Origin of the sequence: Rhodohalobacter sp. (assembly GCF_034521535.1) — a bacterium.
Classification (GTDB): Bacteria; Bacteroidota; Rhodothermia; order Balneolales; family Balneolaceae; genus Rhodohalobacter.
This window is the reverse complement of the sequence record NZ_JAXHMF010000001.1, coordinates 328,819-344,121: the sequence shown is the minus strand read 5'-3', so window position 1 is coordinate 344,121 and position 15,303 is coordinate 328,819. Positions and strand designations below refer to the sequence as shown.

Here is a 15,303-nt window from a genome sequence, read left to right as displayed (position 1 = left end):
CTTCAGGGTTGTCGAGATCTTATGGTTCTTACATTTTCCATGGGTTCGCATGCTTCACCCAGGGCTATTCACGTTGCATCCATTCAGGATGCTGGATTTACTACATAGATATTCCAAACTAATAAATTACCCGTATCTGATCTGCGAGGATTAAAACCCATTGCCTATTTATTTAGAACCTTTTTCGAGTTTGTAAACACATTCGACCTTTTTCTCCCATTCAACCACTATCACAACCCTCCAAGGGCTTGGAAACCTTGGATGGTTTGAACGCTCCTTTTTCGTCCTCATTCAACCACTATCACAACCCTCCAAGGGCTTGGAAACCTTGGATGGTTTGTTTTAAACCACTCGGTAAAAAATGTAAAAAATATGCTTCCATCACGATTCTTTTGGATATTGTGGCTCGCAATCCAAAAATCAATACGTTGACTTTATGAAATACCCGATACTATTCATCACATCATTTCTCGTCTTGTTGCTGGCCGGATTCCCGGTTCAGGATGCACAAGCACAACAAGAAGCAAATTTTGAACTTGCCGAGCGCTTCACCGGCGATAACATGCGCAACATGACCGGCTCTACATTCCTCCGGGCAAATTGGCTCGAGGACAAAGACCAATTCTGGTATGAATGGGAAGACGGCGAAGGCAAACGCTGGATGTTTGTGGACGCTTCCCGTCAAAATATCCGGCCCCTCTTCGACCGCGAAAACATGTCAGCAAAGCTTTCAGAAGAGTTTAACCGTGGCTTTGATGCCAAAAATCTAGACCTGAAAGAGTTTGAGTACGACACCGACCGGGAGCTCTTCACATTTCACGTAGACAGCATTGAGTTTAAATACCACATCGACCGGAATTTCCTTGAAAAAGGTGACTCGCTTGAATCTGAAGAACGTGAGCAGTGGGCAACTTATTCACCCGACAGCACCTACATCGCTTTTGCCCGTGAGCACGATCTCTATATCATGAAAACCGACGATCCCGACAGCACGGAAATCCGTCTCACTGAAGATGGAGAACGATGGTACAGTTATCAATCAGAACACGGCGACACCACGTCAACTGAACGCCTGAGAGCTCGTGTTAACTGGTTTGAGGATTCTGAAAAGCTCTATGTGAAACGTCAGGACTGGCGCGATGTGGATGAACTTGTGGGTAATCAACAATGTGGAATCCCGTCCCGAGCTTGAGACATACAAATACAATATGCCGGGTGATGAAAATCACTATCAGGATGAAATTATGGTGTTCGACATTGAATCACAGGATCATGTTCGTCTCGATACGGATAAATGGCCCGACCAGTCGCTCGGTGGCGCCTACTTCAGTAATGGCGGAATTTATACCACCGAAACATCTTCTGATCACATGTATATCCTACGCCGGAACCGTACCTGGGATGAAGTGGATGTTGTAAAAGCCAACACGAATACCGGAGAGACAGAAGTTCTCTGGAGTGAAAAAAGCGAGCCCTACTTCAACGTGATGAACTCCTTTCTGGGCATCATCAACGATGGTGAGGAGTTTATCTGGCTGAGTGAGCGCACCGGCTGGGGACAGCTCTACCGTTACGACAGCGAAGGTAACCTGCAAAACCGGATTACTGAAGGTCACTTTATGGTTACAGATGTAGCCGCTATCGACACAACCGGACAAACCCTGTTCTTTGAGGGATTCGGTAAAGAGGACGGACGAAATCCCTATCACGCCCACTACTACAAAGTAAAATTTGACGGTTCAGGCCAGCAGCTGATCACCCCTGAAAATGCAAACCATAGCTTTAGAATCAGCGACAGCCGCTCTTACTTCGTGCACAACGCCTCGCGTCCCGATATGCCGACCCAGTCTGTCCTTAGAGATAACCGTGGCAGGGAAGTACTTCAGCTGGAAGAGGTGGACCTTACACGTATGAATGAAGCAGGTTACAATCTGCCTGAACAGTTTTCAGTAAAAGCGAAAGACGGTTACACCGATCTTTACGGCGTAATGTGGAAACCGTCTAATTTTGATCCGGAAAAGAAGTATCCAATTATTTCGTACGTCTATCCCGGTCCCCAGGTTGAACCCTATCCAAGGAGCTTTTCGGTTTCAGGAACAGCTGCACGGGCACACTCACTTTCACAAGTCGGTTTTGTGGTTATTGCCATGGGCAACCGTGGCGGAAGTCCATTGAGAGAAAAATGGTACCACAACTACGGATATGGAAATCTTCGGGACTATGCGCTTGAAGACAACCGCTATGGAATTGAGCAGTTAGCAGCTCGCCATTCCTACATTGATTTGGATAAAGTGGGAATTTACGGTCACTCCGGAGGTGGATTTATGAGTACGGCAGCACTTCTGAGCTATCCGGATTTTTATAAAGTAGCCGTATCCTCAGCGGGTAACCACGATAACAACATCTACAACATCTGGTGGAGTGAGTTTCATCACGGTGTAGAAGCTAAAACAGATTCCGTTACTGTCGAGAATGAAAATGGTGAAGAGATCAAAGAAGAGAAAACAACGTTCTCTTCCCGAATTCCGTCCAACGCTGAACTGGCCGATAACCTACAGGGACGACTTTTACTGGTTCACGGCGCCATCGACAACAACGTGCATCCGGCAAATACTTATCGAATGGCGGACGAATTAATCAAAGCGGGTAAGCGGTTTGATATGATGATCTTTCCGGAAGCTCGTCACGGTTTTGGACGATATTCCGATTACTTTGAACGTATGCTTTGGGACTATTTTGCCGAGCACCTGCTTGGGTACTATCCGGAAGATGTAGAATATAATCTGCCGGACTAATACAAAAAACTTTATTCTCCATAAAAAACGCCCCGGCCATTTGAAAAGTCGGGGCGTTCTTTTTTGAGGTCATATTTCCTTTAGTTCATATCGCCGTAAGTATATTCTGCAACATCGCCATTCGAAAACTCCTCTGAAGTATAAATTACATCATTTACAGTAAATTCCTGCCACCCGTCATCGTTATAGGAAACTCCATTCACAAGCTCAAATCTACCTTGTCCTGAAGTAACTTCAAATCCAACAAATGCGCCGATTGCTTGCCTTTCCGGCTCTGAGAAATGAAATACCATTTGATCATTTTCTGAGACCGTAGCGAAACTACCTCCTCCTGGAGTTTCACAACCATCGTCATAACAAAAAAAGATTGATTTCTCTCCATTTGATTCAACTTCAAACTCTCCTGAACCGGTATTCACCAGTCGCACTCCCAAACTTTCCAGTTCTTCTTCCTCTTCTATAGCTGTACTGTTGTCGCTGCAGCTAATACCAGTTAAGGCAGCAACTGTTATTATCAATAATATTTTAAATATTTTCATTTTCTCTTCTATATAATTGTTAAGGTTATTATTTACTATATATATGCGTATTACCATACATATGACTGTCATTCAATTTTGGATCCTTGTAATTTTTCCTTCCGGAAAACTGCATTTAATCTGCTGAAAATGAAGACACCTCTATTTAAACATGAAATGCCTCGAAAGAGCGCTTAAAACCAAAAAAACTCCCTCTTTTTCATTAAATCGGAGATAGAAAATTAATTCACAATGGAACAGAAAAGTCCTAAAATTCAATTGTACTAGTGAACGGAAGAGAAGTGAAAAACAAATAAAAAAATAGATCAATGAAAGTGAAAAAGAAGACATTCAAAAACGGTGACAATATAGACGCAATCGGGTTGGGTACATGGAAATCTGATCCCGGCAAAGTAGGAGATGCCGTAAAAACAGCCCTGAAAGTTGGTTATCGACATATAGATGGCGCGGCGGTGTATGGAAATGAGAAGGAAGTTGGCTCAGCGCTTCAGGAGAGTATTTCCGAGTTTGACATAAATCGTGAAGATGTATGGATTACCTCGAAATTGTGGAATACGGCACACAAGTCAGAAGATGTAGTGCCGGCACTGAAACAAACACTCTCTGATCTTCAGCTGGACTATCTCGATCTCTATCTGATGCACTGGCCAATCGCGTTTAAGCCCGGACTTAAAGGATTTCCACAGAGCGACGATGATTATCTCTCACTGGATGAGGTTCCCCTGATTGAGACCTGGGAAGCCATGCTTGAAGCAAAAAACGAGGGGCTGATTAAACACGCGGGTGTTTCGAATTTCAGTATCAAGAAGCTGAAAGATCTCAGTTCAAAAACCGATCATGCTCCGGAGATGAATCAGATAGAACTGCACCCTTATCTGCAGCAGAATGACATGCTCAGTTACTGCAATGACAACAACATTTTGGTAACGGCCTATTCCCCGCTGGGAAGCAGTGACCGTCCGGATGCCCTGAAAGCGGATAATGAACCTTCACTGCTCGAAAATGAGACCATTCATGAGATTGCAGAGAAACACGATGCAACTCCCGCGCAGGTTCTCATTAAGTGGGCTGTAGAAAGAGATACGATTGTGATTCCGAAATCAACCAATGCCGGCAGAATTGAGGAAAATCTGAAAAGTGCCGAGCTGAACCTGGATGATGAGGATATGGAGAAGATAAAATCCCTGGATATGCACTATCGATATCTGGACGGCAAAGTTTTCGAAACAGAAAGCGATATGTACCGAGACGTTTTTGACGAGCAGGGTTAAAAAACGCCTCTTGTAATACGAATGAAATATAAACCCGAATCCGGTAATCATCCGGGTTCGGGTTTTTATAATAGCAAATCAAAAGATTAAGCAGCCCTAACGCGGGCGCAATCAAAGCAATGTTTTGTCAGGTTTTCGCCCTGTCAGGGCTTTCTCATATAGCAGATGCATTTACCATAGCGCTTTGCACTATGTTATTGACGTTGCCCTTTCAGGGCAAGCAAGTTCTTAGATGTAAAAATCAACCTATTTGTTTTGTGATATATTATTTACGCAAACAACCTCGGAAGAGACAATTTTGTGCCTATTTGCATATCCACACTAAAATAAATCAATCCGATTTTTAAAAAGTAGCCGGGTTAAGATCATTTAATCATTACTTCTTTTGATTTTAACCCCTACAGAACTACATTGAGTTATTAGTTAAGTATTTCCATTACTTTAGAGACTATTCCTTATTCAAGAGAGACGAAGTTGTATCCTGCGATGAGCACGATTTAATTGATTTAAACATCAACCGGATTTCGGATTCAGAAAGAAGCTGATTGATTTTAATCAGCCTGAGTCGCGAATTTCTGTGCTATATTCGAGGTTTACAACGTATGTGTAAAAAAATCTTATCACTCTTAATCACTCTTTTTTTCGTCAGTACACCTCTATTTGGTCAGATTGATCAGAATAAAACTGCTATCATCCAATCCGAAAGCGATCATTCCTCTGAGTATATTTCAGAACAGTGGACAACCAAAAACGGCCTGCCGATCAATCATGTAAACCAGATTTATCAAACACCGGATGGATTTATCTGGCTGGCCACCTTCACCGGCCTTGTACGTTTTGATGGTGTAACATTCAAGGAGTACAACTCCGGGAATACCCCTTCTCTTCCATCCAATCGTATCATAGCTATCCAACCCGATGCCGGCAACACATTCTGGATCAACACCGAACAGGGTCATCTTATTCTTTATGAAAACGGGGAGTTCATCTCATTTAACGAGAGCTTGTCACCGAACTTAATGCCCGACACGATGAACAATAGGATTTTCACAAAATTTGACGGGCAGCAAACGTGGATTGGAACCAACAGTGGGGTATTTCTTTTTCGTGACCGCGAAATGAAACCATTCATGCCTGAAATTTTTAAAAACAAAGCTATTACGGCGATTCATGTTGGCAGGGATAAACTAATTCGCTTACATGATCTGGATGGATATTTATGGACCATTAACTCAAATCTTGAGATCGTTGAATCCATAAAAACGATTGGCATTTCCGGAGCAAGTCACATTATTGAAGATCAACAGGGTACAATTTGGATTACCCGAAATGAAATAGCCAAAATTGACAGAAATGGTTACCGAACCATCACTGCCCCCTCATATTTTAAAACGGATTGGGATAAAATACACCCCTACTTCCTCAGCTTAAAGGAAAGTCAGAGTGGAGAAATGATGGTTATGAGCCTCAACGGTTTGATGAAGATCGAAAACGATGAACTTATACCCATTGACTTCATAGACTACCAAAGTTATGGCTCCTTTCCTGAATTTCTGGGCAACTCTTTCACTACTTGTCGCGATTCATCAGTATGGTCGATTGTGGAAAACCGGGTATATAAAAACGGTGAGTTTATCTTCAGCGCCGGTGCCACCGGAAAGACAATCTATTGCGACCGGGAAGATAACCTGTGGATTTCAACCATGAGAAACGGACTGTTCCGTTATCGGAAATCAATTCTCCGGAATATTACATTCGAACACTCTCTGAACAGTTTTTATGGTGTTTTTTCAGATTCCTACAACACGTTATGGGCCGGCGGTTTCTTTTCTGACCTTACACAGGTTGATTCAAACGGAGAGGCAATTGATATCATCAACCGAAAAAATGAGGGGACAACAGCTACATTTTTTGAATCATCAGACGGAACTATCTGGAATGGATATCACTACTGCAGATCTGAAAACAGAACGATTACCGGTGCCTGTCTGGATTTTGAACGAGTGGATCAGCTCTTTGGAAAAAACGTTTTTACCCTTCTTGAGGACAGTAAAAAAAGAATGTGGTTTGGCACAAACGAAGGGCTGTACAGACTGGAAAACGGAGAAATTGAAGTCATTCCTGCCTTTTATCAAAATGTATACCGGCTTGTCCGGTATCTGATAGAAACAGATGACGGTACAATTTGGATGGCTACGAACGGCAATGGTGTACTTCGTTTCAAAAACGGCAACATCGAGGCTATCACTGTTGAGAACGGCTTATCCAGTAATAATATCAGAGCTTTGCATGCAGACCCTCAGGGTTACATCTGGATAGCATCGGAAGACCGCGGTTTGAACCGGCTCAACCCGGCAACCGGGGAAATTAAGACCATTCGCAAGGCCGACGGGCTTTTTGATGATGGCCTGCACAAAATGCTGACGGACGATCACGGACGAATGTGGATCAGTACAAACCGTGGAATATTCTGGGTTCCGGTTCAGCAGCTGCACGATTTTGCGGATGGGAAAAGAGTTCATGTCCAATCCGTTTCCTACAACGAACGGGACGGTATGCGAAACCGCGAAGCAAACGGAGGCTTTCAGAACACAGGTTTCAAATCAAAAGATGGCCGGCTCTATTTTACTACGCAGGAAGGCATTGTTTTGATAGACCCCGACAACATTGATTTAAACTACCCTATACCGAATGTAGTGATTGAAGAGATTATCAGTAACGGGGAAAACCGTTTTATCTCATCGCAAGAAACCCCCTTAAAAAATGATGAGCGCAGTTTTACTGTAAAATACAGTGCTCCTTTTTTTTCAGCACCTGAACGGCTGCGGTTTCGATATATGCTGGAAGGATTCGATGAAAACTGGATAGATGCAGAAGGCCGAAGAGAGGCGATCTATACAAATATTCCGGCAGGAGAATATCAGTTTTTAGTGACGGTTGATCTGGATGAAAATCAAAACAGTTCAGTTGCAGCTTCACACGCTGTTGTGATAGCTCCCTACTTCTTCGAAACATCCTGGTTTCCTGTTCTTCTTATCCTGGCTTTTGGTTTACTGATTGCGGGAGGATATCGCCTGCGACTCCGTCATTTAATTAAACGGGAGACTAATCTCGGAAAGTTGGTTGAGCGGCGCACTGAGGATCTCAGGTCGGAAAAAATGAAGACAGAACAACAGACTGAACAACTCAAGATTCTGGCAAATGAGAAGAACCGTTTTTTCGCAAACATAAGTCACGAATTCAGAACTCCTTTAACACTAACCATTGGCCCGCTTTCCGATTTGAAGTCAGGGAAATATGGAGTTTTAGGACCTGCAGCCAAACAGCAAATTGACTTGAGTTTGCGCAATGCGCGTCGATTGCTTCGCCTGGTGGGTCAGTTGATGGACTTGGCAAGGCTTGAAAACAAAAAATTTGAACTGAATCTTCAGACCGGCAATATCTGCCGATATTTAAAAACCCTCTCCGAGCCATTTGAAGCGGCTGCCATTCAAAAACAGATCAAATTCCAGGTGATCATTCCTGAAGAGCCGGTTTTTATAAAATTTGATCCCGGCCATTTCGACAAAATTGTAGCTAATCTGCTTTCCAATGCATTCAAATTTACACCCGAGCGAGGCGTGATTACACTGGATATTATTGCTCGGGATAATCATGCTATAATAACAGTTTCAGACACCGGGTCCGGTATAGAATCGCGTCATATTCCCCGTTTATTTGACAGATTTTACCAAATTCAAAAATCGGAACTGCAGCCCGGAAGCGGCATTGGCTTGTCACTTGCCAAGGAGCTTGCAGAGCTTCACGGTGGTCAAATTCTTGTAGAAAGTTCGGTTGGCAAGGGAAGTAAATTTTCGGTGCAGGTTCCGCTGGCAACTGCCATATCAGATTTCAGCCTCATCAAAAAATCCAAAAATAATCTCATATCCGATACTGAAACTCCAAGTGAGGAGGCTCTGCTGGATAGCGCAAAACAGGTGGTAGACGACGAGCTGGACGATCCGGAAGAGAGCAGGAATCTGTTAAAAACCATTTTGATTGTGGATGATCATTCCGATATCCGCGTCTACCTTACCCGCCATCTGCAGGAATCGTATAACATCATTGAAGCTTCATCCGGCAATGAGGCTATAAATGTTTTAAGCAATCACCTGCCGGATCTTATCATTTCTGATGTGATGATGCCCGACGGTGACGGATTTTCTCTGTTAAAACAGATCCGTTCCAATCCTGAAATAGATTTTCTTCCCGTCATTCTCTTAACCGCCCGTGCCGAGGCAGAAGATAAATTGTCGGGATTGGATATTGGGGCCAACGACTATATCACCAAACCGTTTGATATCCGGGAAGTTCTTGCAAGGTTGAAAAGTATCTTTGATCAACAAAAGCGTTTGGTTCATCAGTTTAAAATGAGCAGCCCGACAAATGGATCAAAAATTCATCACGATTCAGTAATCACTGAATCATCTGACCAGCAATTTCTCAACACTGTAAAAATGGTGATTCAGGAAAAACTGTCTGATGAAAACTTTTCGGTTGGTGAGCTCGCTGAAAAAGTCAATCAAAGCCGCTCAAACCTTCACAGGCGCCTTACAAAACTTACCGGCGAAACACCGAGCGCACTCATTCGCAGAATTCGCCTGGAATTGGGCGCACAACTATTGGCACAAAAAGCCGGAACGGTCAGTGAAATTGCTTACTCCGTAGGCTTTAAGAATGTTGCTCATTTTTCACGTGTATTTCGGGATCACTACAACCAGACACCTACCGAGTATATCTCATCAACAGAAAAGGTGTAGCCGTTCATACCGGATCTACTCTATAAGACTCATATTGGACATATATCCAACACTCTGCGACCTCTCAATAACAAGTTGGACAATCTAAATGATAATATATCCATGGGTAAAAAAATTATTCGGCACAAAAAATGGGCCTCTTGAGAGTTAATCCAAAAAAATCAAACTACGCAGGGAACAACCATCATGAAATCACACAGAATTTTAACCATTCCGGCTCTTTTTGCAGCTATTCTACTTTTTATGGCTGCATGTGAAAGCACGATTAATAATAGTTTCGAGGATTCAATTGCGCCTTATGTTGAATTAGAAGCAGTAGAGGGAGCTTCCAATACAACATTCACCATTCATAAAGGTGATGCCAAGGGTATGAACAGTTATTTTGCATTTGACGTGAGCGATGTAACCAACAACACCATTGTAAAAGAGGGTTTAACAGAAGGTTGGTGCCTGGAGTGGAATAAACCTATTACATCAAACGGAGATGTTCACCGGGGTATCGATAACTATTCAACGTATGGGAGTGAAACCTGGAGGCCTCTTAACTACCTGTTATCCATCAAAAATAGATTGATAGCGGAAGATCCTTCAATTACTTACAAAGAGATCCAGGTCTCCATCTGGTCGCTGATCGAAGAGCCCAGATTTGACCTCGATGAGGTTCTTGCTTCGGGTAATATGCCCTCCGATATGCTTACCGACGGCCAGCCTAATTTCAGCATCGAAAAAGTAAAAGCTATCGTTGAAAAAGTAAGACTGGAAAATTCAGTCTATACTTACTCACCAAACTCTCCCTATCTTATTTTTGCCCACACGGGCGATGATAGCCAAAACGGCGGTTTTCTTACCTGCGACAATCCGGACACTGAGTTTTGTGAAGGATTCTATACTATTTCGGGATCTGTTTATATCGACGCCAATGAAGATGAGATTAAAAACGACTTGGAGTCCGGCGCTCAAAATGTCACGGTTACCATTACTGATCCACATGGAAATACCATAGAACAGACTACATCCTCAACCGGGGAATTCTCCTTTGATGTTTATACCGGTGACGCTGAAACAGAATACACAATTGAAGTATTGGAAATGACAGATGATCCCGACGATTTCAATGAAGGGTTGTTTACCAATTACACACCAACCAGTTCGGGTCCATTTACCATAACTATAGTAAGCGATAACGTATCAGGCGTCAATTTTGGTTTTGCTCCGCAGATCGAGAAAATGATTGAGCAGTTTGAAGAGGGAACCATCACTCTGAAAACAGAAAACTTCAAGGTTCTGGAAAAAGCAGATGCTTCTTGCCAGAAATTCAGTTCAAGTCCCGGGCAGAGGTAATAAAGATGAAGACATACCCGCTCTTGACATCTCTACCGAACTGCTGATGGGCTACCTTATTGAAATCGAAGATCTTCTGCTTTCTGAACCATTCCGGTTTGGATCAAATAAATTTCAATCAGCTTATGACATTCTCAGGTCTAATAAAAAAACTCTTGCCAATCAGTTATTGATTGAACTGTTGACAGCAGAACTCAATGTTGTAAGCGGCAGAGGGTCCGGCAATCTCGATTTTGATCTTGCACTTCTTGCATATGCAGAGTCTGTTGCAGCTGAACTATTTTCAACGCCGGAAGCTGAAGCATTCAATTCGAACAGTACTATTGAGAAGATGCCGGCACCTACTGAATCTTCATTAACTACCACTGAAGATACAATTAGCCTGCTTTCAGCTTTTAACAGAACCGGAACCGGGGGTGGAGGAGTAGGGACAAATTAAACCTACTTCAACCGAAAGTGTGTATTCAATATGAAACATCTCCTGCTCTCCATTGCAGCTTTAATACTTATTTTTCCAAATGTGGCTGGAGGACAGGTCCTCCCGTTCACACACTATACACCTGAAAATGAATTGAATCCTCTCCCATCGGCAGAGGTAACACAGGTTTATCAGGACAGTCAAGGGATACATCTGGTTTACCATCTATTCGTCCGGCATTGCCCGTTACGACGGCGTAAACCTGGATACGTATGGGTTAGATGATGGCCTCGCCGATTTGTATACATGGGATATAATGGAAGATCCATCAGGAAGGCTTTGGGTAAGTTCCAATGCGGGCATTGTGGTATCAGAAAAACCCTTGAATAATTACGGGATCGGAGAAAAAGTACGTTTCACTAGAAAAATTGGCGATACAAATCTTGTGAATGTTGCTGTTAACCATAATCGAATGACTGCCGATAATGATGGGAATATTTGGGTGGGTACAGAAAGTTTAGGATTGATACGCTATCATTTCACCTCATCCGTAAGTATAGAATCGGATACCCTTTCGACAGCCGGCGACCATTCTAATCAAAATCTTGCCGTAAGATCGCTTATTTCCAGAAATAACGGAACCGTTTGGGCAGCTCTGCTGGGCGGTGAACTCCTTGAGATCCTTGACGGGGTGGTTACCGGCATATACACTACAGGTTCTCATTTAAATATTAATACACTGTTTGAAAGTCCGGATGGCATCCTTTGGGGAGGGGAACAATCGGGAAGCGTCTGGAAATTAAATGAAGAAAATAACGAACCGGAGTTCATTTTCGTAAACTCCATTTCTACAAGTAATATTCCCGATATCACTGCAGCTTCTGACGGTACTCTCTGGGTATCTTCTGAGGGCTCGGGATTGCAAAATATTGACCCTTTAACAGGACGGTTAATTGCTTCATATACCCGGACTAACGGTCTTCTCAGTGAAGTTATCTACAATGTGATTCAAGATCGTGAAAACAACATCTGGATTGCCCAATCGGGAGGTGTCTCAAAGCTCAGATATAATTACAAAGCTTTTCAAAACCTGACTGCCATTTCTTATGCAGGTGAACAACCGGTTCTCCCCTCAGCATCCATAAATAGTGTACTCCCCTCATCAAATCAATCCAATCCGTGCCGTATCTGGGCAGGGACATCTGAAGGAGGTGTTGCCTGTATCGATGAAAATTTTGATTCCCAGTATCTACAGCTGGAAGAGGGACTATCGGGTAGCTGGGTGAACGGCCTGGCTTATGATCCCACCGGCAGGGTATGGATTGGAACAAACAGAGGCTTGAACAGCCTTTCATTCTCAGGTGCACGCCCACTTTCCGAAGCTTCTTCAAGCAGTGAAATTTCAGTTTTTGGAACCTCCGCAATCATGTCGAGCTACCCGGCAAACAGTATCCTGGCAGTTGATAAACTATTTATACGTGAACGTCCCAAGCAGGAGGCAAATATTGAGAGTATCTGGTTCCCTGCTTATCAGGCTGTGTACTGCGTGATTGATGACAATCTCTACACTTTGGGCATGGAAACCGGTTTACCGGCCGCCATCTTTCATTCTGTAGCTTTTGACAGTGAGGGATTTTTGTGGGTGGGTACAAGAGATCGTGGAATTTATCGAAGTATAGATCCGATTACCCTGGAAACGTTGATTCAAAATGAAAGTTCAGATCAGCCAATTACACTGTTTGAACCTTGGTGGTCAGCCGAGACGGGTGCTCCATCCAATCAGATTGAAAAGATGTTATGGCATTCAGGTTCCATGTGGGTTGGCACACCGGTTGGATTGGCCGTGGTTGACGCCAATACCAAAAACTTAAAGCATCTTGTAACCACAGCTAATGGGCTCAGCGCCAATAATGTAACCAGTTTTGCGGTATCCCCTGTTACGGGTAACATTTGGGCAGGCACTAATCAAGGACTTGCAGAAATTGAGAGTGAGTCCGCCAAAGTCTTAGACACCGTTACCCGCCTTGACGGGCTGGTAGATAACGAAGTTTGGTATTACGGATCCGTCCAGTTCGATGCAGAAGGAACTCTCTATTTTGGAACTGCAAAAGGGATCACACTGTACAACCCCACTGTTGACAAAAAAAATGAGTTACCCCCCAAGCTTAAGCTGACAAATTTCACATCTGAACATATTAGGGGAGAAAACAATGAGTTTCTATTTGAATATGCTGCGCTCAGTTTCAGTAATGAACGGCAAATAAGGTATCAAACCCGGCTGCTTGGCTTTAATGATGAATGGTCTCCCGTAAAATCGGATACAAGAATCAATTACACGAATCTTACCGCATATTTTTTCCCAAAAACCTATACGTTCGAAGTAATTGCCATAAATGAGAACGATATCCGTTCAACCGAACCGCTTTCCTTTTCTTTTATGGTGAACCCGCCCGTGCTATTAAGCTGGTGGGTATTTCTCTTCTATTTTATCATTATTGGCCTGGGAATATTTACCGTTGATCGAATACAACGTGCACGCCTTTTCAAAAAGGAAAGAGAGACCGCATATTTACGCGAAACAGAGCTGAAGGCCGAAGCAGCTGAGGCTCAGGCCAAAGCTTTACAGGCAGAAAATGAGCTGAAAGCCGCAGAGTTGGAAAAGGCAAAAGAGCTGGAGATAGCCTACCATGAGTTAAAGTCGACGCAGAAACGGCTGATACAGGCCGAGAAAATGGCATCGCTTGGAAGGCTCTCAACCGGCATCGCTCATGAAATTAAAAACCCTCTTAATTTCATCAATAACTTTTCTGAAGTTTCCAGGGAGCTTGTTGACGAACTAAAAACAGCTATAAAAGACGGCAACCAGACGGAGATCGATTACATCCTTAAAAACCTCTCCTTCAACACTCAAAAAATTGACGAGCACGGCAAGCGGGCCGACTCCATTGTTCGCTCCATGATGCAGCATTCCCGGGGCGGTCATGGTAAATTTGAAACGGTTCAACTGAATCAATTAATCAAAGATTACGCAGAACTGGCCCATCAGGGAAAGAAATCCCGGATCAACAACCTGGATATACTCATACATACCAGTCTCGACTCAACCATTACTGATGTAAGGATTATCCCGCAAAAAGTCGGGCAGGTTTTGCAAAACATCATAGAAAACGCGATTGACTCAGTTTGGGACTATAAGAAAAACTCTTCATCAGAGTTCAAGCCCGAAATTAAAATTTCCACTTTTCGTACAAATGGTCATGTAGCTGTAAAAATTTCTGACAACGGGCCCGGTATTCCCGAAAATATCAAAGAGAAAATTTTTGAGCCCTTTTTCACCACAAAGCCTACAGGTGAGGGAACCGGACTTGGATTGAGCCTCAGCTATGATTTTATAACCCAGATCCACAACGGTAAGCTTGAACTTGCTGAGTCTGAACTGGGTGGCGCTGCTTTTGTAATAAGCCTTCCACACTCATCTGAATAGAGATCACTGTGTATAGTTTCTGCCTATTTCAACTACCGATAAATCAACTAGATTCGGGTTGAGACCTCTCATCAACACATTGCGACACTGATATAACATATCCGGTTTGCCATGGCTTAGATTGAGCAGTAATAAAACATTGATACCTATGCCTGACCAATCCAATCCAAAGAATTTACCGGATGATAATACTTCACCTTCCGAATATGTTCGACTGGAAGCTGACCTGATTGCAGGCTCAACCGCAGAGAATCTTCAGGCTCAGAAGAAAACTATTCTGATTTACTGCTGGTCTCATGATTTACTACTTGATATTTCAAATGAGTTGAAATCCGTTCTCGAACCTGAAGTTGAAGTACTTATTACTACCGATCGAACTGTTGCTCAAAAACTCATTAAAAGCGGTGAGATTGACCTGTTGCTTCACGGACCGTTTACCTCCAATCTCTCGTATCCTTCTGCAATAGAGCAGGATGAATTCCTTCCGGCACTGGGTTCAGCTCTTATAATGCTGCAATCATCAAATGAAGATATCGTGTCGTGGATCAAAGATCCGGATCACTCGAGACACCTGACTACAGCTATGAGCCGATTAAACGGAAATCGTAATGCAAAAGGTCATCAATCTTATTAATCCAGAAAGGCTATTTAGATCC

Annotated in this window: 9 protein-coding genes; 8 read left to right on the top strand and 1 reads right to left on the bottom strand. The window is 43.2% G+C overall.

Translation table 11 applies throughout. The features are described 5' to 3' along the window. Nucleotides 1–436 precede the first annotated feature (436 nt). Together U5K35_RS01520 and U5K35_RS01515 are read left to right on the top strand one after the other, a co-directional pair. Complete coding sequence (locus U5K35_RS01520) at nt 437–1,192, top strand: DPP IV N-terminal domain-containing protein (RefSeq protein ID WP_322569708.1); 756 nt, start codon at nt 437–439, stop codon at nt 1,190–1,192. Continuing rightward, the gene (locus U5K35_RS01515; RefSeq protein WP_322569707.1) at nt 1,146–2,795 is read left to right on the top strand and encodes a S9 family peptidase; all 1,650 of its coding nucleotides are present in this window, start codon (nt 1,146–1,148) and stop codon (nt 2,793–2,795) included. Before U5K35_RS01520 ends, U5K35_RS01515 begins: the two co-directional genes overlap by 47 nt. A gap of 80 nt (nt 2,796–2,875) precedes the next feature. Here the strand turns inward: U5K35_RS01515 and U5K35_RS01510 are convergent, their stop codons facing one another. Continuing rightward, nucleotides 2,876–3,334, bottom strand: a complete 459-nt coding sequence (locus U5K35_RS01510; protein ID WP_322569706.1) for a hypothetical protein — start codon at nt 3,332–3,334, stop codon at nt 2,876–2,878. 308 nt (nt 3,335–3,642) lie between these two features. On the opposite strand from U5K35_RS01510, the gene U5K35_RS01505 reads away from it, so the two are divergent. The 6 genes from U5K35_RS01505 to U5K35_RS01480 all read left to right on the top strand — a co-directional run bounded on the left by U5K35_RS01505 (nt 3,643) and on the right by U5K35_RS01480 (nt 15,281). Beyond that, nucleotides 3,643–4,605, top strand: coding sequence for an aldo/keto reductase (locus tag U5K35_RS01505; protein WP_322569705.1), 963 nt, complete (start codon nt 3,643–3,645; stop codon nt 4,603–4,605). Nucleotides 4,606–5,207: 602 nt separating this feature from the next. Then, entirely contained in the window at nt 5,208–9,404 is a 4,197-nt protein-coding gene (locus tag U5K35_RS01500; protein WP_322569704.1) for a two-component regulator propeller domain-containing protein, read from the top strand. A 186-nt stretch (nt 9,405–9,590) separates the two neighbouring features. Continuing rightward, on the top strand, nt 9,591–10,745 hold the full coding sequence (locus U5K35_RS01495; protein WP_322569703.1) for a hypothetical protein: 1,155 nt from the start codon (nt 9,591–9,593) through the stop codon (nt 10,743–10,745). After that, nucleotides 10,702–11,184, top strand: a complete 483-nt coding sequence (locus U5K35_RS01490; RefSeq protein ID WP_322569702.1) for a hypothetical protein — start codon at nt 10,702–10,704, stop codon at nt 11,182–11,184. Before U5K35_RS01495 ends, U5K35_RS01490 begins: the two co-directional genes overlap by 44 nt. Nucleotides 11,185–11,479: 295 nt before the next feature. After that, the gene (locus U5K35_RS01485; protein WP_322569701.1) at nt 11,480–14,647 is read left to right on the top strand and encodes a two-component regulator propeller domain-containing protein; all 3,168 of its coding nucleotides are present in this window, start codon (nt 11,480–11,482) and stop codon (nt 14,645–14,647) included. Nucleotides 14,648–14,795: 148 nt separating this feature from the next. After that, entirely contained in the window at nt 14,796–15,281 is a 486-nt protein-coding gene (locus U5K35_RS01480; RefSeq protein ID WP_322569700.1) for a hypothetical protein, read from the top strand. The last annotated feature ends 22 nt before the right edge of the window (nt 15,282–15,303 follow it).

Excerpts from the sequence above, each read along its gene's own strand:
- U5K35_RS01480 (WP_322569700.1), top strand. The coding sequence starts at position 14,796 with ATGCCTGACCAATCCAATCCAAAGAATTTACCGGATGATAATACTTCA.
- U5K35_RS01495 (WP_322569703.1), top strand. The coding sequence starts at position 9,591 with ATGAAATCACACAGAATTTTAACCATTCCGGCTCTTTTTGCAGCTATT.
- U5K35_RS01520 (WP_322569708.1), top strand. The coding sequence starts at position 437 with ATGAAATACCCGATACTATTCATCACATCATTTCTCGTCTTGTTGCTG.
- U5K35_RS01510 (WP_322569706.1), bottom strand. The coding sequence starts at position 3,334 with ATGAAAATATTTAAAATATTATTGATAATAACAGTTGCTGCCTTAACT.
- U5K35_RS01485 (WP_322569701.1), top strand. The coding sequence starts at position 11,480 with ATGGAAGATCCATCAGGAAGGCTTTGGGTAAGTTCCAATGCGGGCATT.
- U5K35_RS01500 (WP_322569704.1), top strand. The coding sequence starts at position 5,208 with ATGTGTAAAAAAATCTTATCACTCTTAATCACTCTTTTTTTCGTCAGT.
- U5K35_RS01515 (WP_322569707.1), top strand. The coding sequence starts at position 1,146 with ATGAACTTGTGGGTAATCAACAATGTGGAATCCCGTCCCGAGCTTGAG.
- U5K35_RS01490 (WP_322569702.1), top strand. The coding sequence starts at position 10,702 with ATGCTTCTTGCCAGAAATTCAGTTCAAGTCCCGGGCAGAGGTAATAAA.
- U5K35_RS01505 (WP_322569705.1), top strand. The coding sequence starts at position 3,643 with ATGAAAGTGAAAAAGAAGACATTCAAAAACGGTGACAATATAGACGCA.